This is a genomic window from Streptomyces sp. NPDC086835 (genome assembly GCF_044745705.1).
In the GTDB taxonomy this organism is placed as follows: Bacteria; Actinomycetota; Actinomycetes; order Streptomycetales; family Streptomycetaceae; genus Streptomyces.
The window spans coordinates 97,152-118,036 of sequence record NZ_JBIVAU010000003.1 but is presented as its reverse complement, the minus strand read 5'-3'; the positions used below and the strand labels follow the sequence as shown (position 1 = coordinate 118,036).

The window sequence follows — 20,885 nt, the reverse complement described above, 5'->3', positions numbered from 1 at the left end:
TTCTTCCGAACTACCCGAGGGGGACACCGAACCCATGCACGCTGACATCTCGCGCGACACCTTCCGGCCGGAGCGGCACTACTCGGCGGTGATCGCGCAGCAGGGCCGCGTACAGCTGGACGCCGACGCCAACGAGCAGGCGGCGATCCAGCTCCACCAGGCCCGGACCGCTCTGTCCGACCTGATCGGCACCCACGGCGGGCCGAGCGGCGCGACCGGTTTCGAGGTGCGTTTCCTCGGCGGCAGCCGGGAGCTCGACGACCTGTCCATCGGCGGCGGCCGCTACTACGTGGACGGCATCCTCGTCGACGCGACCCGGCCCGCGCCCGGCGTACCCGTGCCGGACGAGGACGAGGCCGGCGACGCGGCGACGGAGCCGCCCGCCCCGCCGGCCACCTGGACCTACTGGGACCAGCCGGACGGTCACCGCGACCCGGAGCGCCCCGGCGACCGGTTGCCGACCCGATTCCCTTACCTGGCCTGCCTCCAGGTGTGGGAGCGGACGGTCACGGCGGCGGAGGACCCGCTGCTGCGCGAGGTCGCGCTCGGCGCGGCGATGCCGGACACCGCGGCCCGGCGCAAGGTGGTGTGGCAGGTCGTCCCGGTACCCGGCTCCGAGCTGGAGGTCGAGGACGGGGCCACCAAGGACCAGGTCCGCGAGGCCTTCGCCAAGTGGGAGGCGGCACAGGCGCCGACGGCCCGGATGGCGGCACGCAGCGAACGTCCGGACCGGGCGGACGAGGACCCGTGCCTGGTGCGTCCGGACGCCCGCTACCGCGGACCGGAGAACCAGCTCTACCGGGTGGAGATCCATGAGGGCGGCCCGGCCGGTGAGGCGACGTTCAAGTGGTCCAGGGAGAACGGGTCCGTGACCCTCCCGGTCGACGAACTCGACGGCACATGGGTGGAGCTCGGCTCGATCGGCAGCGACGACAAGCTCGGCCTGAACGTGGGCGACTGGGTCGAGTTCGTCGACACCGCCTACACCAGCCGCCGGGAACCGCTGCCGCTGCTGCGGGTCGAGGAGCTCGACCTGCCGGGCCGGCGGGTGCGGCTGTCCGGCGAACCGGACCCGTCGGTGGGCAGGCGGCCCGAACTCGCCCCGTATCTGCGGCGCTGGGACCACCGTCCCGGTTCCCGTCCCGCGGGCTCCGGCCGCTCGAGGACGCCCGCCTCGAAGTCCCGCGGCGGCGCGCTGCGCATCGAGGAAGGGGTCTGGCTGCCCCTGGAGGACGGGGTGTTCGTGTACTTCGAAGCAGGCAGGACCTACCGCTCCGGCGACTTCTGGACGGTACCCGCGCGCACGGCGACCGGCTCCGTCGAGTGGCCGGTGGACACCGCCCGGCGTCCGCTGCTGCGCTCCCCGCACGGGGTGCGGGTGCACCGCGCGCCGCTCGCCTGGGTCCTCGGCGAGGGCTCGGTGGCCGATCTCCGGCTGGCCTTCGGGCCGTTGGCCGCTCCGCTGCCCGCCGCGGACGCGGAGGCGCTCGCCGCGGAGGAGAGCGCGGAGCAGGAGGCCGTCGCCGCGGAGCGTGCCGCGGCGGGCGGTTCGACGGACCCCGCAGGCGGGAAAAACGATCAGGGACGGTCCGAGAACTGACGGTCCGCCGGGAAGGAGCACCACGATGGCAACGCCGCTGTCCGCCGACAAACTGCTCAGAGCCTTACGCAACGAAGGACTGCGTGTCGTCGAGCACCGAAGCTGGCGCACGCACAACCGCAACCACAAGGGCCCCTGGGGGCCGGTGAACGGTGTGATGATCCATCACACCGTGACCTCCGGCACCTCGAGTTCCGTCGAGCTCTGCTACAACGGCCACTCCAGTCTGCCCGGCCCGCTGTGCCACGGGGTGATCGCCAAGGACGGGACGGTCTATCTGGTCGGCAACGGCCGGGCCAACCACGCCGGCCTCGGCGACGACGACGTCCTGCGCGCCGTGATCAACGAGTCGGCGACGCTGCCCGCCGACAACGAGGCCAACACCGACGGCAACCGCCACTTCTACGGCTTCGAATGCGTCAACCTCGGGGACGGCAAGGACCCGTGGCCGGCGGCGCAGCTGGAGGCGATCGAGAAGGCCGCGGCGGCGATCTGCCGTGCTCACGGCTGGTCGCAGCGGTCGGTCATCGGGCACAAGGAGTGGCAGCCGGGAAAGGTCGACCCGCGCGGCTTCACCATGGACGCGATGCGCAGCCGCATCAAGGAACGGCTCGGCGGCAGACCGCCGGGGCCGACGACACCGCCCGCACCGACCTACGAGCCGTTCCCCGGGGCGGCGTTCTTCCAGGTCGGCAGACGCAGCGCCATCATCACGGCGATGGGCAGACGCCTGGTCGCCGAGGGCTGCGGCCGCTACGAGGTGGGCCCAGGCCCCGAGTGGTCGGAAGCGGACCGCAAGTCGTACGCGGCATGGCAGCGCAAGCTCGGCTATTCGGGCAGCGACGCGGACGGCATTCCGGGCAGGACGAGCTGGGACAAGCTCAAGGTCCCCAACGTCTGACCGGCGTGTCCGCCGCGGCTCGCAGACGGCCCCGTGCAAAAGGCACGGGGCCGTCCGCCGTTCGCGATTCTGTGACCACCCGGGTCACACGTCGTGCCCGTGGGCGGCCAGCCACCGGTGGACTGCCGCCTTGTCGGCGACGCTGACCCGCGCGGGGGCGTCGGGAGCGGGACCCTTGTCCGTGTTGAAGCCCGTGTCGGTGACCCGGGCGGTGACCCAGTCGGCCAGTTCGCGCGCGGACTCCTCGGACAGGGCGCGCCGCTCCCATTCGTATCTGGCCCGCTCCGCCGCGCCGGCGTCGTTACGGGTGGCTTCCGCCAGCCAGACGGGGATGAGGCGCATCGCCACCTCCTCGTCGGACGGGGCGTGGGACCGGGTGTGTGCGGAATCGTTCATACGGCGTCACCCTCACAGTTCGCGCAGCGCGGGCAGCAGTGTGCTCCGCGCCCATTCGAGGAACGGCTCCTGCTGGTCGCCGCCGACCTGGACGAGGGCGACCTCGGTGAAGCCCGCGTCGACGTACGCGCGGACCGCGTCGACGAAGGCGCCGACGTCGTCACCGCACGGCACGGTCCGTGCGACGTCGTCCTCCGTGACGAGCTCGGTGGCCTGCTCGAAGGACTTCGGGCCCGGGAGTTCCGCGTTGACCCGCCAGCCGCCGACGGCCCAGCGGAACTGGTCGTGCGCACGTTTCACCGCGGCGTCCCGGTCGGTGTCGTAGCAGACGGGAAGCTGGCCGACACGGGGTTTGCCCGTGCCGCCGTGGCGGTCGAAGGCGTCGAGGAGTTCCTTCTTCGGCTCGGTGGCGATGACCAGGTCGGCGGTTCGCCCCGCGACGGCGCAGGACTTGTCGCCGGAGACGGCGACACCGATCGGCACACGCTCGGCGGGTAGGTCCCACAGCTTGGCGTCGACGACGTCGAAATGGGCGCCGTGGTGGGTGACATGCTCGCCGTCGAGGAGCCGGCGGATGATCCCTGCTGCTTCCTCCAGCATCTCCAGGCGTACGTGCGCGGCGGGCCAGTCACCGCCCACGACATGCTCGTTGAGGTTCTCGCCGGAGCCCAGTCCGAGGCGGAAGCGCCCCTCGGACAGCAGTTGCACCGTCGCTGCCTTCTGCGCCACGACGGCCGGGTGGTAACGGGTGGTCGGGCAGGTCACGTACGTCATCAGCGGGATCCGCGAGGTGGCCTGGGCCGCGGCTCCGAGGACGCTCCAGGCGTAGGGGGCGTGGCCCTGCGAGGCCAACCAGGGAAAGTAATGGTCGGAGATGACGGAGAAGTCGAATCCGGCCTCCTCCGCACCGACCACATGGCCGACCAGCTCTCGCGGTCCGGCCTGCTCGGTCATCATCGTGTATCCGAACTGCACCATGGTCTACTTCTCCGTCTCCTCGCCGTGCCACAGGGTCGTGACGTTGCAGAACTCCCGGATGCCGTGCCCGGACAGCTCGCGTCCGTAGCCGGACCGCTTGACGCCGCCGAACGGCAGCGCCGGGTGGGAGGCGGTCATGCCGTTGAAGAACACGCCGCCCGCCTCGAGGTCCCGGGAGAAGAGCTCCACCTCCGACTCGTCGCGCGTCCAGGCGTTGGAACTGAGCCCGAAAGGGCTGTCGTTGGCGACGGCCAGTGCCTGATTCGCGTCGGCGACCTGGTAGACGGACGCCACCGGTCCGAACGCCTCCTCCCGGTGGATGCGCATCCGGTCGGACACATCGGTGAGGACGGTGGGCTCGTAGTACCAGCCGCGGTCGAGGTGGGCGGGACGGCGGCCTCCGCAGCGTGCCGTGGCGCCGTGGCTCACGGCGTCCTCGACGAGTTCCTCCAGATCGGCCCGGCCCCGCTCGCTCGCCAGCGGCCCGACGTCGGTGGACTCGTCCATGGGGTCGCCGACGGTGAGCTCCTTCATGGCGGCCGTGAACCGGTCGCAGAACTCGTCGTACACGTCCGTGTGCACGATGAAGCGCTTGGCGGCGATGCAGGACTGGCCGTTGTTCTGGACGCGGGCCGTCACGGCGGTGCCGACGGCGCGGCCGAGGTCGGCGGACGGCATGACGATGTACGCGTCGCTGCCGCCGAGTTCCAGCACGGTCTTCTTGACCTCGTCGCCGGCGACGGAGGCGACGGCCCGCCCGGCGCCCTCGCTGCCGGTCAGCGTCGCCGCCGCCACGCGGCTGTCGCGCAGGACGGGCTCGATCGCGTCGGAGCCGACGAGCAGCGTCTGGAAGCACCCTTCCGGGAATCCGGCGCGGGTGAAGAGGTCCTCCAGGTACAGCGCGGTCCGGGGCACATTGGACGCGTGCTTGAGCAGTCCGACGTTGCCCGCCATCAGGGCCGGGGCGGCGAAGCGGACGACCTGCCAGAGCGGGAAGTTCCACGGCATGACGGCGAGGACGACGCCGAGCGGCCGGTACCGGACCGTGGCCCGTACGGCTCCGGAGTCCTCGACGTCACCGGCCGCCGGGTGCTCGTCCGCCAGCAGCTCCTCCGCGCGGGCCGCGTACCAGCGCATGGCCTTGGCGCACTTGGCCGCCTCCGCGCGGGCGGCCCCGATCGGCTTGCCCATCTCCGTCGTCATCACCCGGGCGATGTCGTGCTGTTCCTCCGCCAGCAGGTCCGCGGCCCGGTTCAGCAGGGCGGCGCGCTCGTCGAAGGACCGGGTGCGGTGCCGGCCGAAGGCGGCGCGGGCAAGGTCGAGCTTGCGCTCGATCTCGTCGGGGCCCAGCGCATCGAACGTCTCGAGTGTCTCGCCGGTCGCGGGGTTGACCGTGGCGATGGGCATGAAGGCCTCCTCCTCAAGCTCTCGTGCGGCGGGACGCCGCTGTCAGATCTCTTCCTGGTGGACGCCGCTGTTGAGGAGCAGCTGGACGTCCTTCTCCTGGTCGCCGGCCGCCATGCCCTCCTCCACCAGGTCGAAGGCGGCGGCGAGCGCCACCTGCATCTGGTCCACCGCCCAGTAGCCGCCCTGCAGCTCGGCCGTGACGGGTGCCGCGAGTCGGACCGGCTCCGCGGGATCGCGTGTGGCGGCCACGTCGAAGGTCGCGGTCCACACGGTCGCGTGGCCCTCCGAGACGTACTGGGGTGTGTCGTCGGCCGCGCGGTCCGATTCGAAGGACCTGCTCAGGGCCCGGAAGACCGCGTCGGCGTCCTCCCGCGAGCAGCCACTGAGCGTCACCACGACGGAGGTCGCGGATTCCTGTGCACTGTTCACCGTTGTTCCTGTCTGTCGGGACGTGTCCCCCGTGCGTGCTGCTCCTGCTTCCCGGCGCGCCGCCGGGCACTCGTCGTCCCCTTGCCGGCGCACCCGACGGTCCGCGCGGCGGCGGGGGCGGTCCGGCGGCGGGTCCGTGCCGTCACGCCCGTGGCTCTTCCTCCAGCGCGTCGCCGTCATGGCGTCCGGCCCCGGCCGGGTCCTTCTCCAGCGTGACCCGGGGGCCCGGGGGGTGCGACCGGGCCTGGGCCGGATGCCCCTTCCGGCGCACGGGGCGGTGCGGGACGCCGGGTACCCCGGTGCCGCCGACCGGAACATCGACGCGACGCGCAGACCCCGGAATACCGGGTCCGGTGAGAAGGTTCACTATGCACACACTTGGCGGCGGGCACCTTGTCCCGCCGCCGTCAGCTGACGGAGCGCCGGGACGGACCCCCGGCGCTCCGTCACGACCGCCGCCCGGAGGCCGCACGTATGCCGCAGTCGACAGCCGATCAGCCCCCGGGGGCTTTTGCGGAGGGCCATGTCGATGGTCGTGGCCGGCCTGTGCGTCGCCCCGCTGGGCGTCGCCATGATGTTCGTGGCCCCCTTGTACGCGCGGATCTCCGCCCGGCGGGGCACGAAGGTCTCGCTGATGCTGGGCCTTGTGGTCATCGCCGCCGGTTACGGCGCCGGAATGTGGATGATGAGCGCGGCCTGGCAGACGGTGGTCGTCTCCGTGGTGGTGGGCGCGGGCATCGGACTGGCCTACTCCTCGCTCCCCACGCTCATCATGGGCGCCGTCGACCCGTCGGAGACGGGTGCGGCCAACGGGCTGAACACGCTGATGCGTTCGATCGGCACGTCGGTGTCCAGCGCGGTGATCGGCATGGTGCTCGCCCACACCTCGGTGCGCTTCGGCACGGTAGAGGTGCCCAGCATGCTGGGCTTCCGCATCGCGTTCCTGATCGCCACCGCGGCGGTACTCGCCGGTCTGGTGCTGGCCGCGTTCCTGCCGTCACGTGCCAGCACGAAGCGGCCGGTGCTGCTGGCCTCCGGCGGGGACGCCCCGGACCGGCGGGCGGCGCTCACCGTCCGACCGGCAGGCGGGCCCGCGCTAGGGACCGGACAGCGGCCCGGCCGGCCGGCCTCGTAGCACCCAGGCGAACAGCACGACAGAGGCGACGGCCGCGACCGCGCACCAGGTGGAGACGAACGCCGCGCGCCACAGCACCGCGCACACCACCGCACCGGCCGCCACCAGCACCCCGAGGATCCGCAGCGCCCGGTCGCCGGAGAGCAGCAGGGAGCCCACGGTGGCCAGCACATACGCGGCGATCAGCAGCGGCGCGTACGGGAGGCCGACCGCGTACCGCACCGTGTGACGGCGGACCTCGGCGGTCACCGTCGTGGTCCCGAGCCGCACGGCGAGGGCGACGGCGATCACGACGCCGAGGGCGGTGGGGACGCGCAGCCTTCCGCGGGCCAGCGGGGTCGCCGCCAGGAGCACACCGGCGGGTACCCACACGGCGAGCAGCGGCAGGGCGATGACGGCCCAGGCGGTGACGGCGGGCCCCGTTCCGCCGTCGGAGCGCCACACCACCGATTCGACGACCTGATGGGCGCCGAGCAGCAGCGGCAATGCGGCGAGGGGCAGATCGCGTGGCCGCCCCCTGCACAGGGTGACCGCGACACCCGCCGCGCCGACGGCCGCGATGACGCCGCCTCCCACGAGATCGGCCGTCGCGCTCCAGCACATGCCGTTCACGCTACGACGGTCGGGATCCGGACACCCGCGGGCGCTGGGCGAACAGGAGTGATTGAGGCATAAAGGAGTGACGGCTCCTCACCTCGGCCGCTCCGGCGGTGCGCCCGCCGGCGCCGAAGGCGGCCCGGCGCGCCGCCGGATGAGCACCGCGCACCGGCTCCGAAGGCGGGGCGCGCGGGCGGCCGGGATGTGCGGGAGCCACTGCAACGCCGCCACGGCCCGACTGAAACGTTGCAGTGGGCAATGCCGGGCGGGGGGAACCCTGGCACGTCACCCGTGGAACACACCCCATCGACACTGAGCAGCCAAAATGGCGCGCACCATTCCGCTTATTGCACGGGAGCGCTCCCCTTCGCGCCGCCGCTCCGCGCGGAGACCCCGCACTTCTGACGGGCGGTCAGCAAATGGTTCGCAGCGTTTGCTCTCCCGCCGGACGCGGCCGCGCGCCCCGTACCGTCCCGGGCCGTCCGGCAGCGGGGCCGGGGGCCGAACCGGGCGCCGGCGCGGCGGCCGCCGCCGGCACGACGGACGGACGCGCGTAGAGCGGCCGAAAGGCGATCTTGCCGCGCAACTGCCGGGAGCCGGAGGATTCCTTCCGCGGCGGTTGTCAGGCTCATGACGTTGAACGTTCCGTCACGGTCCGGCAGCCGGCGTTGGACGGGCCCGCCCACCCAGCGGGCCCCGGAATCCCCCACCGGAGGATGTAGTGAAGATCAAGCGCTTCGCCCCCCTCACCGGCGTCTCGAGAGCCGCACGGCTGACCGCCGTCGCCGCCGCACTCGTGGCCGCCTCCGCGCTTGCGGCCCCGTCCGCGCTGGCCGACCCGGCCGACTCCGCGCGGGCCACCACGGCTCAGCTCGCCCAGGCCGACGACGCGGTACTCGGCGCCGACGTGCCCGGCACCGCCTGGTACACCGACAAGGAGACCGGCAAGGTCGTCGTCACGGCGGACTCCACCGTCTCCGCCGCCGAGATCGCCAAGATCAAGAAGGCGGCGGGCGAGCGCGCCGGCGTCCTCGAGATCAAGCGCACCCCCGGCACCTTCAGCAAGCTCATCGCGGGCGGTCAGGCCATCTACGCGGGCGGCGGACGCTGCTCCCTCGGCTTCAACGTCCGCAGCGGCAGCACCTACTACGCCCTGACGGCCGGTCACTGCACCAACATCGGCTCCACCTGGTACACCAACTCCGGCAACACCACGGTGCTCGGCACCCGGACCGGTTCCAGCTTCCCGAACAACGACTACGGCATCATCCGCCACTCCAACGCCTCGGCGGCGGACGGCCGGGTCTACCTCTACAACGGCAGCTACCGCGACATCACCGGCGCCGGCAACGCCTACGTCGGCCAGACGGTCCAGCGCAGCGGCAGCACCACCGGTCTGCGCAGCGGCCGGGTCACCGGCCTCAACGCGACCGTCAACTACGGCAACGGCGACGTGGTCTACGGCATGATCCAGACCAACGTCTGCGCCGAGCCCGGCGACAGCGGTGGCGCCCTGTTCGCCGGCAGCACGGCTCTCGGCCTGACATCCGGCGGCAGCGGCAACTGCTCCTCGGGCGGCACCACGTTCTTCCAGCCCGTCACCGAGGCGCTGAGCGCGTACGGCGTGAGCGTCTTCTAGGCCTCCCCCCACGGCCCTTCGGCCGGCGGTCCGCCACCCCTGGGCGGACCGCCGGCCTCCGTCGTTGTCAGTGGCTCGGTGGATGCTTGACGGTCCGACACCTCAAGGAGGGGAACCGCGAGATGAACGATTCCGAGATCGCCGCCGCGCAGGCGTACGTGCGCCTGCTCCAGACCACCAGGGCCGTGCTCGCCGACCCGCAGCAGGCGCCGCTCGCGGTCCCGCTGCTGACGGTTCCGATGGCGGAGGCCGACGACGCCCTGCGCGCGGTCGGCCTCGCGGGCAACGAGGCGGACTTCTTCCGGCTTCTCGCGACGCTGCACCCCGCGGAACGGGAGGGCAGGAGGGCCGCGTGAACGGCGGCGGCCCCCGCCCGGGTACGGATACCCGGGCGGGGGCCCTCACCCGGTGCACCGGCGCCGGGTCCGAGGCAGGTTTGCCGGCACAGCGGCTCCCGTGGCGAAGAACGGGTCGCGTGCCCGGCACGACCGGCCGCTCGAGGACGACCGGCTGCTTCAAGGACCTCGAAGTCGCTGCGGAGTCCGGACCGGCGACCTGAGCGCCCCGCCGTCAGCGACGGCCGGGGACGGCACGCGGTCCGACCCGTCCGGTACGCCGGGCCCCCTGCCTTCATGGGCAGGGCCGCGTCACGGGCAAGGCCCATGGCCGTGAGGCACGGCGCGGGGCAGGTCCGGCACACACACGGACCGTTCGCGCGGCACCGACGGTCTCCGGCGGCCGTGCCGCGGCGGACACCCGGCGGTGTCCGGGGGCGTCCGAGCAGTACGGAACATCCGTGTGTCACCGCCCTGCGGACACGGCGAGGGCGGGCGCCTCGAACGGCTCAGGGGGAACCGCCTCCAGCGGCAGCGGCCGGAACTCCCGGACCGGCGGCTGGGGCACGTGCGGACCGGACTGGACGCGCTGGGGCTCCTTGACGCGCCGGCTGAACCAGATCACCTTGCCGTGCTCGGTGGCACAGGTGCCCCAGCTGTCGCTGAGCATCGCCACCCTGGCGAGTCCGCCCTTGGCGGGGGACGAGGTGTGCAGCCGCGGAAGGGTGCTGTCTCGGTCGGAGACGGACGTGTTGAGATGGCGCCCGGCCCAACGCAGCTCCACCACACATGTCTTGTCGCCCTCGACATGCTGGACGACATTGCCGACGAGTTCGTCGACGGCGCTGCAGACCGGCATGACATGGGCGTCGAGGCCCCAGTACTTCAGATGCGCTGCGAGAATGCGCCGGATCTGAGGAATGCGCTCTGGGGAGGCCGGTACTTCGATTCTGTACTGGCAGGCAACCGGAACGTTCATGACCGTGGCTCCTCACCGCGACGGCCCGTCATTCGCATGTGGCCCCCGAGTACGAAGAGTGAGCCTGTGTCGCTTCTGGGTAACCATCAGAGTGCACCGGCCACCCGTTCACCGCAACACGCGACATCAACGGCCCGTTGGGAGCCCGGGACTCCTGGCGACGGATCCTGCGGTCCCCCGGAGGCGGCCGCAGGGCGCAGAACGGTGCATATCGCTAGAATTCGAACATGGCAGAGCGGCCTGGCACGCCGACTGCGCCCGCACTCGTCATGGAGACCGACACCGGCTCCACGGTGATGGATCCGACCCGGGCGTACCACGTCGGGCGTGATCCCCTGAGCGACATCGTCATCGACGACCCGCGCGTCTCCTGGCACCACGCCGTGCTACGGGCCGACGACGACCACTGGACGGTGGCGGACGAGCACAGCACCAACGGCACGTACACCGAGGGCCGTCGGATCCACGTGCGGGTGGTGGGCCCCGGCAGCGTCATCCGCTTCGGGAGCGCCGCCGACGGCCCGCGGGCCGTACTCGCCGACCCGGCACCGCCGGCCGTCGAACCACCGGCCGTCGAGCCTCCGGCCGGCCGTCCACCGGCTCACGGACCTCGGGCCGCGGAACCCGGACCGCCGCCCGTGGTGTCGGTGCCCGCCGCGACCGGGACCTTCCGCAGGCCGACCAGTGTGCGGCCGCTGCCCGCCCGCACCGTACGCATCGGCAGGTCGGCCGACAACGAGCTCGTCGTCGACGACCTGGTGGTCTCCCGCCGGCACGCGGAACTGCGCACACGACCCGACGGCACTTACGAGATCGTCGACCTCGGCAGCCACAACGGCACCTACCTCAACGGCATGCCCGTCGACCGGGCCCCGGTACGGGCCGGCGACATCGTCGGCGTGGGGCACTCCGCGTTCGTGCTGGTCGGCGACGAACTCCAGGAGTTCGTCGACACCGGCGAGGTATCGCTCGACGTCCAGGACCTGACGGTATCCGTGGACGGGGGCCGCAAGACCCTCCTGGACCATGTCTCCTTCCCGGTCGGCGAGAAGTGCCTGCTCGCCGTGGTCGGGCCGAGCGGCGCGGGAAAGTCCACGCTGCTGAACGCCCTCACCGGGCTGCGCCCCGCGCAGCGGGGCACCGTCCTGTACGACGGACGCGACCTCTACCGCGACTACGCGGAGCTGCGCCGGCGCATCGGACTCGTGCCGCAGGACGACATCCTGCACGCCCAGCTGACCGTCCGCCGCGCCCTCTCCTACGCCGCCGAACTGCGCTTCCCCCAGGACACAGAACGGTCGGAGCGGGAGGCCCGGGTGGCGGAGGTGATCCGCGAGCTCGGGCTCGAGCAGCGGGCGGGCCAGCCGATCCACTCGCTCTCCGGCGGCCAGCGCAAGCGGGTCAGCGTCGCGCTCGAGCTGCTGACCAAACCCTCCCTGCTCTTCCTCGACGAACCGACGTCCGGCCTCGACCCCGGCATGGACCGCTCCGTGATGCACATGCTCCGCGGCCTGGCCGACGACGGGCGTACGGTCGTCGTGGTGACGCACAGCGTGCTCAGCCTGGACGTCTGCGACCGGCTGCTCGTCCTCGCGCCCGGCGGCAGGATCGCCTACTACGGGCCGCCGGGACAGGCCCTCGGCTTCTTCGGCTTCGCCGAATGGCCCGAGGCGTTCGAGGCCTTCGAGAGCGACCGGGGCAGGGACTGGGCGGAGATGTACCGCGAATCCCGCTTCAACGCGCAGTACATCGCCGGCGCCACCGCCCAGCCGCGCCTGCCCGCCGGGCCGGCGCCCGGGCCCGTACCGCCGCCGCCCAAGACGCAGAGCTGGAGTGCCCAGCTGCTGACGCTGGTGCGGCGGTACACGGCCGCGCTGAGCGCGGACCGCACGTTCCTCGTCATCATGATCGCGTTGCCGTTCGTCATGGGTGCGATGGCCCGCGCTCTGGCCGGCAGCCGGCTCGACCGGGAGACGGCTCTGAACGCCCTCCTCATCCTGTGCGTCGGGGCCGTGCTGACGGGCGCGGCGAACGCGGTGCGTGAGCTCGTCAAGGAACGGCCGATCTACCAGCGGGAACGGGCCGTCGGACTGTCCAGGTCCGCGTATCTGATGTCCAAGGTGGTGGTCCTCGGGGCGATCACGGTGCTCCAGGCGGTCGTGCTGACCCTCGTCGCCCTGGCCGGGATCGACCTCGGCGCACCCGGCGGCGAGGGCGTGCTGCTGCCACCTCTGCCGGAGATCGCACTGGCCGTCGCGCTGCTGTCGTTCACCGCGATGATGCTGGGCCTGCTGATCTCCGCCCTGGTGCGCAAGGAGGAGGTCACCATGCCGCTGCTGGTGCTCCTCGCGATCGTGCAGGTCGTATTCTGCGGCGCGCTGCTGAAGCTGGACGGCGTGGCGGTGATCGAGCAACTGGCGTGGCTGGTCCCGTCCCGGTGGGCCCTCGGCGCGATGGCGGGAACGATCGGGCTGGGCCGCATCGTCCCCGGTGAGTTGACGGCCGATCCGCTCTTCCAGCACTCGGCGGGCGTGTGGCTGCTCGACATGGGGATGCTGCTGGTGCTGTCGGTGCTCTTCGGTTACCTGGTCGCCCGCCTGCTGCGGCGGCACGAGCCCGCAGTGATGCGGAAGTAGGCCGGGACCGCCATGGCCGCCTGGGAGTTCCGCGCCACGCATGTCGTGCCGCCGTGGGGCATGCCCGCGTGGGAGGCGCCGGACGTGTCCCGGCCCACGACACCGCTCGATCCGCTGCTGCCGGTCCAGCTGGCCGAGCGGCGCGGCGACTGGGGGCAGATCGTGTGCGCGAACGGCTGGTCCGCATGGGTCGACGGACGTCTGCTGGTCGCCGTGCCGCAGGAGCCGCCGGCCGCCGGCCGGCCCCTGGCCCGGACCGCGGACCCCCGGCCGCTACTGGCCCGGGTCGCAGAGACGCTGGCCCGCTACCGGCGTGCCGCCGACGACCTGGCGGACGGGCTGTCCGACGGCGAGACCTTCCGTGGACGTACCAGAGGGCTGCGGGCGGGCCTGGTCGTGGACGGCGAGGCGGTGTGGCTGTACGACGCGGAACACGAGCGGTGGGTGTACTGCGACGGACTCGGGCTGAGCACGTTCGCGGCCTCGTCCGGCCCGGCGTCGCACGCGGCGGCGCCCCCGGACCCCGGCGCGAACGTGGACGCGGGCGGCGGTTCCGGAGCATTCGGCTCCGGCCCGGCTCCGGCGGAGCCGACGCAGGTGATCGCGACGGGGTCGCCCGGCCCGGACGCCACCCAGGTCGTCGACCACCCCGAAGCACCTGACGCCACCCGCGTCGTGGACCACCCCGAAGGGCCCGACGCCACCCGCGTCGTGGACCACCCCGAAGCACCCGACGCCACCCAGGTCGTCGACCACCCCGAAGCACCCGACGCCACCCGCGTCGTCGACCACCCCGAAGGGCCGTCCGCCCGTGGTGGTGATCCCTGATGCCGCCGCTTCCCGGGATGCCCGGCGGCAGGCCGTCCGAGCTGGTCGGCAAGGAGGTGGCCAGCTATCTGGTGGAGCGGGAGATCGGCCGGGGCGGCATGGCGGTGGTCTATCGCGCGCGGGACCTGCGCCTCGACCGCACCGTCGCCCTGAAGCTGCTCGCTCCCGAACTGGCCCGCAACGACACGTTCCGCAAACGGTTCACCCACGAGTCGCGCGTCGCCGCCTCGATCGACCATCCGCACATCGTGCCGATCTTCGAGGCGGGCGAGACGGACGGCCTGCTCTACATCGCCATGCGCTACGTCGCCGGGCAGGATCTGCGGGTGCTGCTCGACCGCATGGGCCCATTGCCCGCCGTCGCGGCGGGCCGCATCGCCGCGCAGGTGGCGTCCGCGCTGGACGCGGCGCACGCCCACGACCTGGTGCACAGGGACGTCAAACCTGGCAACATCCTGGTCGCCGAGGGCACGGACAGCGACCACCCCGAGCATGTCTATCTGACCGACTTCGGTCTGACGAAGAAGTCCCTGTCGCTGACCGGGTTCACCACCGTGGGGCAGTTCGTCGGCACGCTCGACTACGTGGCTCCGGAGCAGATCTCCGGCCGGCCGGTCGACGGGCGGTGCGACGTCTACAGCCTCGGCTGCGTCGTGTTCGAGACGCTGGCCGGCGGCCCGCCGTTCAAGCGTGACGACGACATGGCCCTGTTGTGGGCGCACCAGTTCGATCCGGCGCCGCCGCTGACCGGGGAGCGGCCCGATCTCCCCGCAGCAGTCGACGATGTCATGGCCAGGGCGCTCGCCAAGAGTCCGGACGACCGCTACGACTCGTGCGGCGAGTTCGTGGCGGCCCTGCGTGCGGCGACGGCCGCGGCGTCCGGTGGCCCGGGCGAGGGCGGCCGTCCGGCGGTGGTGGTGGGCGGGCACGGTTCGCTCGCGCCGCACGGGACCACTCCCCCGCCGGACCCGCCGCGGTGGGCGCTGCCCGTCTTCCCCGGCTCTGGCGGGGCCGGTCGTCAGTGACGTGGGGCGTCGGCCTGGCCGCGCCGGTGGACGCGCGACGCCAGCAGCCCGCCGATCACTCCGGTGACCAGTCCCCATCCGGCGGCGAGACCGAGGGCGAGCCAGAGGTTCGGACGCAGCGCCACCTCGCCGGCGAGGTCTCCGCCGAGGTCGCCGATGCCGAGCAGGGACAGGCCGTAGTGCGCGTAGAGCCTGACGAGCAGACAGACGGTCAGCACGGTCAGCACGAGGGCGACGGCCATGTGGACGGCGTGCTGCCAGAGTCGCGTCGTGGCCGGTGAACGGACGGCCATCAGGAAGGCCGCCGCCGGCACGAGCACCGCGGCGACCACCAGCAGCCACCAGGCACGGCTGTCGCGTTCGACGAGCGCCGAAAGGTCGAGGGTCGACATGTCGCCGGTGCGCAGCACCTCGTCGAGCAGCTTCGGCATCGGCAGGCCGAAGGGGCCCTCGACCTTGCCCTCCCAGGAGGCACCGAGGCCGAGGGTGAAGGCCAGCCAGACGAGGTTGGGCAGCCCGAGGAAGATCACGGCGAAGGTGTCGGCGGTGCTGTCACGGGTCAGCGCCACGACGACGGCGATGACCACGCCGACCGCCACGTACGTGAGCAGCAGGGCGACCATGGCGTACGCGGCGGGCCGCACCGACTCCTGGAAACGCAGCAGCCGGGCGGGGAGCGGGCTGCCGCGCGACACGACCACCGCGAGGGCCAGGACGCCGGCCAGCCAGAGCAGACCGAACAGGAGGGTGAGCGGGACGTCGGTGCGGAACCCCACGCGGGGGGTGACGTCCAGGAACTCCTCGAGGAATCCACCCGTGGGGTCCTCGACCGGGATGGTGAAGGTGTGGCGGGCGAGCGCGCCGAGGCCGATGAGAGCGAGCAGCCAGAGGAAGGCCAGCCGGGCGGCCCAGCCCACCAGTTCGCCGGCGGACGCGACGGCCCTGTGGCGCAGCGGCCGCAGAAAGCCGGCTGCCACGGTGAGTGCTCCGGCCAGTGCCACGGAGAGGGGCAGGGCCGTGAGTCCGGCCCTGGTCTCCGCGATCACTCCGGCGTCCCCGGCGACCTCCACGGTGCCGCCGGCCGCCATCACGACGACGGCCGCGACGACCGGCAGGAACCCGCCGTCGGGCAGGTCCGCCGCGCCCGCCGCCCACAGACCCAGGGTCGCGGTGACGGCCATGACGACGAGGCCGGCGACTACCGCGGCGAGCGCATGGACCCAGCCGTGGGGCGGCCGGGTCGCGGCGCCGGGGCTGCTCGATGCCTGCTGACTCACGCTGCCACGCTATGCACGGCGGCTGCGGCGCGCTCCCCGGACGGGGCCGACCGCGTCGGCTTGCGGGCCTCACGGGTACCGGGCAGACAATAGGCACATCAAGTGACAGAACGGAATGAATCGCCTTTCCGTCTTCCTACGCCCGGGAAGAAGAGCTTGTGAGTGCCGAACCACCGTCCCCCGGCCGCCCGACAGGCCCGCCTCCGGGTCCGCTCTCCGGCCCCTCGCAGCCGGGCGGCCCCACGCCGCCGCCCCCGCCAGGTGGTCCCACGGGCAGCAGCCCTTCGGGCGGCGCCGCCGGTCCGCCGAGCGGTCCTGGCGGTCCGGGGCCCGGGGGTGGTGGCCCCGCCGGTTCGCACGAGGGCCCGGGCCGGCCCTGGTGGCGGTCCGTCCCCCGCATCGCGACCGTCGCCGTCGCGCTGGTGGCCGCCGTGGTGCTCGCCGTCGTGCTGACCCGCCCGGGCGGCGGGTCCGGCGCGTCCGGCGGCGGTGGCGGAAGCGAGGTCTTCCTCCAGGCCGCCGGGTCGACCGGGCCCGATCCGTTCACCGAGTCGACGGCGAAGGAGAGTTCGCCGCCCGCGTCGACGCCGGCCGCCGAGCCGGACGGAGCCGGGACCGCGTCGCCCAATGTGACCCGCAGCGTCGAGGGGTCGGCACCGGGGCTGTACGGGGGCAACCGCAAGGCGGCCAGCTGCGACGTCGAGAAGCAGATCACCGCGCTCGGCGCGGACCCCGCCAAGAACCGGGCCTTCGCGCAGGTCCATCGGATCGAACCGTCCCGCGTCCCGGACTTTCTGCGCTCGCTCACCCCGGTGCAGCTGCGGATGGACACCCGGGTGACGAACCACGGCTTCAAGGACGGCGGGCCGAGGGCCTATCAGGCCGTGCTGCAGGCGGGCACCGCGGTGCTGGTCGACGACCGCGGGGTGCCGAGGGTGCGCTGCGCCTGCGGCAATCCGCTGCTCCCGCCCGTCGCGCAGAAGGACACTCCTCGTGCCGTCGGCGACGCCTGGCCCGGCTACCGGCCCTCGAACGTCGTCGTCGTCGCTCCGGCGGACAAGCCCGTCAAGGACTTCGTGATCCGCGACGGTGACAAGTGGATCAAGCGGCCGGCCGGCGACACGGGCACCCACGACAAGGAGACCGAGCCGCCCTCCCGCGAGCCCTCCCCCTCCAAGGACGCCGCCCCGTCGGACGGTGGCAGGCCGCCGTCGGAGAAGCCCAAGGCACCGCCCCCGCCCGAGCCCCCTTCGCAGGAGTCGCCGCCGGCACCGCCGCCCGAGTCGGAACCGCCACCCGAAGCCCCGCCGTCGGAGCCTCAGGAACCCCCCTTGGAACCGGCTCCCGAGTCGGGCGCCGACTCCCCGGACGGACCGGCTCCCGACGAGCCGGAGCAGCCGGAGCAGCCGGAGCAGCCGGAGGAGCCGGCCCCGCAGCAGCCCGGCGGTACGAGCGGCCTCGCCCCCGGCCCGCCGGACGCCGCACGCGCGCCGGTCGTCCTCGGATCGGTGCTCATCTAGCAGCCGGACGCCCGCCGGCGCAAGAGTGCGCGAACCGCCGTCGGCGGGCGCGGCTATGGGTGGCGTCACCATTCCTCGGCGTACGGGCCGTTCCTACTGTGACCGGAATCGTCTCGTCGCCTGTGGGAGGTCCGGATGCCGCTGTGTGGAAGCACGCCCGAGCCGGTGCGCGTACGGACCGTCCACCGGCTGCGCCGGACCGCCGGGCGGCTGGGCGCGGCGCTCGCCGTTGTCGCGGGCGGACTGCTGCTCTCCCCCGTCCCCGCCGCGCACGCCGCCGTCACCCTCGAGCACGTGGCGGACTTCGGTGCCGATCCGGGCAATCTGAACATGTACGTGTACCGGCCGGCGTCGCTCGCGCCGGAACCGGCCGTCGTGGTCGCCCTGCACGGCTGCACACAGAGCCCGCAGGTCTACGCCGACAACTCGGGGCTGACGACCCTCGCCGACCGGCACGGCTTCCTGGTGGTCTTCGCGGGCACCACGTCCGCCAACAACCCCAACAGCTGCTTCAACTGGTTCCAGACGTCGGACAACCGGCGCGGACAGGGCGAGGCCGCCTCCGTACGGCAGATGGTCGCCCACACCGAGTCCGCGTACGGCGCCGACGCGGGTCGCACCTTCGTCACCGGCCTCTCCGCGGGCGGCGCGATGACGTCGGTCATGCTCGCCGCCTACCCGGACGTCTTCGAGGCGGGCGCCGTGATCGCCGGCATGCCGTACGACTGCACCCGGGACACCGGCCCGTTCGTCTGCATGAATCCGGGTACGGACCGTACGCCGGCCGTGTGGGCACAGCGGGTCCGCGACGCCTACCCGTCGTACACGGGACCGTGGCCGCGGGTGGCCGTGTGGCACGGCGACAACGACTCCACGGTCGCCCCGATGAACGCGGCCGAGCTGAGGGACCAGTGGACCGCCGTGCACGGGCTAGGCCAGACCCCGGACAGGACGTCGACGATCGGGCCCGACGGCACCCGCAGGGAGCAGTACCTGGACGGGAGCGGGCAGGTCGCCGTCGAGGTGGACCGGGTGCCGTCGATCGGGCACGGGACGCCCGTCGACCCGGGCAGCGGCCCCGAGCAGTGCGGCCGTACGGGCACTCCGCACTTCATCGACTCGATCTGCTCCAGCCACTGGGTGACCGGGTTCTTCGGACTGACAGGCGGCGGTGACCCGGATCCCGGCGGCCTGCCCGCCCCGGCCGGACTCGCGGTGACCGGCAGCGACGACACCTCGATCTCCCTGGCCTGGCAGGTGGTGGACGGCGCCACGGACTACGCCGTGTACCGCGACGGGGCCCGGGTCGCCGCTCCCCGGGGCACCTCGTTCACCGATACCTCTCTGGCCTCGGGCTCCACGCACACCTACCAGGTCGCCGCCCGTGACGCGGCCGGGGCGGAGGGCGCCCGGTCGGCCCAGATCACCGCGTCCACCACGGGGGCGGCGGCGGTCTGCTGGACGGGCAGCAACTACGCGCATGTCCGGGCGGGCCGGGCGACGACCACCGGCGGCTACACGTACGCCAAGGGTTCCGGCCAGAACATGGGCCTCTACAACACCTTCGTCACGCACACGCTCAAGGAGTCACCGGCCGGGCACTACGTCATCGCCGACGGCAACTGCCCCTGAACTCCGCCGCCTTGACCGTCCCGGCACACGGGTGCCCCGGACGTCCGCCCTTACCGCCACTCACCTCAGGAGGCCCTTCCGTGCCGTTCGTCCTGCCGCCAGGCATCTCATCCGAGCACCGCGGCGTGTCCGGCCCGCTCGGCCGTGCCGTACGGGTCGTCGCAGGGGCCGCGCTGCTGCTCGGCCTGACCGCCGTCCCCGCCGCGGAGGCCCGGGAGCCGGGCCACTGCGCACGGCAGCAGACGCTGCGGGTGCCCGGCGCCGGACACCAAGAGCTCTCCTGCCTCGCGGAGTTGACGACGGCGGGGACGATCGCGTCCGGTCACACGGACCAGGCGGACTGGGCGGGGCTCACCCCGGCCGGGCTGGCCACGCCCAGCGGTGTGCCGGGCATCCAGATCGACGGCTACTTCCCCGACGACTCGGCGGGCAACACCAACCACGGCTGGAATCACGACTCCCAGTTCGTCATCCGGCTCCCCGACCGGTGGAACGGCGGCCTGGTCGTCGCAGGCTCCCCCGGCGTACGTGAGCAGTACGCCAACGACCGTGCCATCTCCGACTGGGTGCTGTCCCGCGGCTACGCCTTCGCCGCGACCGACAAAGGCAACACCGGGGTGGCGTTCCACCGGGACGGCCGACGGCCCGGGGACGCCGTCGCCGAGTGGAACGACCGGGTCACCCAGCTGACCCGGGCCGCCCGTGCGGTCGTGGCCCAGCGCTACCACCGGCCGCCGCGGCACACGCTTGCGACCGGCATGTCGAACGGCGGCTATCTGGTGCGCTGGCAGCTGGAGAACCACCCCGAGCTGTACGACGGCGGGGTGGACTGGGAGGGCACGCTGTGGCGCACGGAGGGCCCGAACCTGCTGACGTTCCTGCCGCCCGCGCTGCGTGGCTATCCGGTGTACGCGGCCGGCGGAGCCGGCGCCGCGCAGGCGCACCGGGAGATGGTGGCGGCCGGGTACCCGGCGGGCTCGGAGTTCCTGTGGCCCTTCCACCACCAGTACTACTGGGACCTGACGCAGCGGATCTACCGCGAGGAAGTGGACCCCGCCTTCGACGGTGCCACGCAGGCCGGGACGCCGTTCTGCGCTCCGGGGACACCGGCGTGCGACGCCGACTACGACTACGCCTCCCGGCCGCCCGAGGTGCACAGGGCCGTCGACCGGATCGCGCTGACGGGCCGGATCGGGAAGCCGCTCATCACACTGCACGGCACGCTGGACGTGCTGCTGCCCATCGGTGAGGGGTCCGACGTCTACGCGCGCATGGTGCGCGAAGCCGGCCGTGACAGCCTCTTCCGCTACTACCGCGTCGAAGGCGGCACCCACGTCGACTCTCTGTACGACGCGTTCCCCGACCGGCTCCGGCCGCTGACGCCCTGTCACCGTTCGGCGTTCACGGCGATGGAGGAGTGGATCGGGCAGGACAAGGAGCCGGCCGCCGGTCACACCGTGGCCATGCCCGGCGCCGGCCGCGACCCGCTGACGGAGTGCTCCCTCGGCCGCCGCTAGGACCTCTTCCGGTATGCCCGACGGCCCCGCCGGCCCGCCCGAGGAGGGGGGCCG

At 72.9% G+C, this 20,885-nt stretch carries 17 protein-coding genes and 1 pseudogene; 11 read left to right on the top strand and 7 right to left on the bottom strand.

Going from position 1 to position 20,885, the window contains the following annotated elements; genetic code table 11:
• Positions 1-34: 34 nt before the first annotated feature.
• Entirely contained in the window at positions 35-1,600 is a 1,566-nt protein-coding gene (locus tag ACIPJI_RS12090; protein ID WP_356623847.1) for a DUF6519 domain-containing protein, read from the top strand.
• Between the two features lie 25 nt (positions 1,601-1,625).
• A complete protein-coding gene (locus ACIPJI_RS12085) occupies positions 1,626-2,501 on the top strand; it encodes a peptidoglycan-binding protein (protein ID WP_307704823.1) in 876 nt (291 codons plus the stop codon).
• An 84-nt stretch (positions 2,502-2,585) separates the two neighbouring features.
• On the opposite strand, the gene ACIPJI_RS12080 is transcribed toward ACIPJI_RS12085, so the two are convergent.
• Genes ACIPJI_RS12080 through ACIPJI_RS12065 form a run of 4 tightly spaced genes read right to left on the bottom strand, consistent with a single transcriptional unit; the run spans position 2,586 to position 5,711 of the window.
• Complete coding sequence (locus tag ACIPJI_RS12080; protein WP_356623845.1) at positions 2,586-2,897, bottom strand: hypothetical protein; 312 nt, start codon at positions 2,895-2,897, stop codon at positions 2,586-2,588.
• Positions 2,898-2,909: 12 nt separating this feature from the next.
• Entirely contained in the window at positions 2,910-3,875 is a 966-nt protein-coding gene (locus ACIPJI_RS12075; protein WP_402245927.1) for an LLM class F420-dependent oxidoreductase, read from the bottom strand.
• Positions 3,876-3,878: 3 nt separating this feature from the next.
• Positions 3,879-5,282: an NADP-dependent succinic semialdehyde dehydrogenase gene (locus tag ACIPJI_RS12070; protein ID WP_402245924.1), complete on the bottom strand. Its 1,404-nt coding sequence runs from the start codon at positions 5,280-5,282 to the stop codon at positions 3,879-3,881.
• Between the two features lie 42 nt (positions 5,283-5,324).
• Entirely contained in the window at positions 5,325-5,711 is a 387-nt protein-coding gene (locus ACIPJI_RS12065) for a hypothetical protein (RefSeq protein WP_307704827.1), read from the bottom strand.
• Positions 5,712-6,237: 526 nt separating this feature from the next.
• Here ACIPJI_RS12065 and ACIPJI_RS12060 point away from each other — a divergent pair.
• Positions 6,238-6,846, top strand: a pseudogene (locus ACIPJI_RS12060) (MFS transporter); the annotation flags it as partial.
• On the opposite strand, the gene ACIPJI_RS12055 reads toward ACIPJI_RS12060, so the two are convergent.
• On the bottom strand, positions 6,808-7,449 hold the full coding sequence (locus ACIPJI_RS12055; protein ID WP_402245923.1) for a DUF6629 family protein: 642 nt from the start codon (positions 7,447-7,449) through the stop codon (positions 6,808-6,810). The pseudogene ACIPJI_RS12060 and the gene ACIPJI_RS12055 overlap by 39 nt on opposite strands.
• Before the next feature lie 715 nt (positions 7,450-8,164).
• Between ACIPJI_RS12055 and ACIPJI_RS12050 the strand changes: the two genes are divergently transcribed.
• The gene (locus ACIPJI_RS12050; RefSeq protein ID WP_356622694.1) at positions 8,165-9,082 is read left to right on the top strand and encodes a S1 family peptidase; all 918 of its coding nucleotides are present in this window, start codon (positions 8,165-8,167) and stop codon (positions 9,080-9,082) included.
• Between the two features lie 122 nt (positions 9,083-9,204).
• Positions 9,205-9,438 (top strand): hypothetical protein, encoded by a 234-nt coding sequence (locus tag ACIPJI_RS12045; RefSeq protein WP_053557612.1) that lies wholly within the window; start codon positions 9,205-9,207, stop codon positions 9,436-9,438.
• Between the two features lie 445 nt (positions 9,439-9,883).
• On the opposite strand, the gene ACIPJI_RS12040 is transcribed toward ACIPJI_RS12045, so the two are convergent.
• Complete coding sequence (locus ACIPJI_RS12040; protein WP_307704831.1) at positions 9,884-10,396, bottom strand: ATP-binding protein; 513 nt, start codon at positions 10,394-10,396, stop codon at positions 9,884-9,886.
• A 227-nt stretch (positions 10,397-10,623) separates the two neighbouring features.
• Here ACIPJI_RS12040 and ACIPJI_RS12035 point away from each other — a divergent pair, with 227 nt between their 5' ends.
• From ACIPJI_RS12035 to ACIPJI_RS12025, 3 genes are read left to right on the top strand one after another with little or no spacing between them, the layout of a single operon-like run.
• Positions 10,624-13,032 (top strand): FHA domain-containing protein, encoded by a 2,409-nt coding sequence (locus tag ACIPJI_RS12035; RefSeq protein ID WP_402245920.1) that lies wholly within the window; start codon positions 10,624-10,626, stop codon positions 13,030-13,032.
• A gap of 12 nt (positions 13,033-13,044) precedes the next feature.
• Positions 13,045-13,860, top strand: a complete 816-nt coding sequence (locus ACIPJI_RS12030) for a hypothetical protein (protein ID WP_402245918.1) — start codon at positions 13,045-13,047, stop codon at positions 13,858-13,860.
• Positions 13,860-14,885 (top strand): serine/threonine-protein kinase, encoded by a 1,026-nt coding sequence (locus ACIPJI_RS12025; protein WP_356622698.1) that lies wholly within the window; start codon positions 13,860-13,862, stop codon positions 14,883-14,885. The genes ACIPJI_RS12030 and ACIPJI_RS12025 overlap by 1 nt, the downstream gene beginning before the upstream one ends.
• On the opposite strand, the gene ACIPJI_RS12020 is transcribed toward ACIPJI_RS12025, so the two are convergent.
• Positions 14,879-16,162: a streptophobe family protein gene (locus tag ACIPJI_RS12020; protein ID WP_402245916.1), complete on the bottom strand. Its 1,284-nt coding sequence runs from the start codon at positions 16,160-16,162 to the stop codon at positions 14,879-14,881. The genes ACIPJI_RS12025 and ACIPJI_RS12020 overlap by 7 nt on opposite strands.
• A 158-nt stretch (positions 16,163-16,320) precedes the next feature.
• Between ACIPJI_RS12020 and ACIPJI_RS12015 the strand changes: the two genes are divergently transcribed.
• The 3 genes from ACIPJI_RS12015 (at position 16,321) to ACIPJI_RS12005 (ending at position 20,831) form a co-directional block, all read left to right on the top strand.
• Positions 16,321-17,682, top strand: a complete 1,362-nt coding sequence (locus ACIPJI_RS12015; protein WP_402245915.1) for a DUF6777 domain-containing protein — start codon at positions 16,321-16,323, stop codon at positions 17,680-17,682.
• Between the two features lie 135 nt (positions 17,683-17,817).
• Positions 17,818-19,314 carry a PHB depolymerase family esterase gene (locus ACIPJI_RS12010; protein ID WP_402245912.1) on the top strand — a complete coding sequence of 499 codons (1,497 nt, stop codon included), beginning with the start codon at positions 17,818-17,820 and terminating at the stop codon, positions 19,312-19,314.
• A 125-nt stretch (positions 19,315-19,439) separates the two neighbouring features.
• A complete protein-coding gene (locus ACIPJI_RS12005; RefSeq protein ID WP_402246585.1) occupies positions 19,440-20,831 on the top strand; it encodes a tannase/feruloyl esterase family alpha/beta hydrolase in 1,392 nt (463 codons plus the stop codon).
• Positions 20,832-20,885 lie beyond the last annotated feature (54 nt).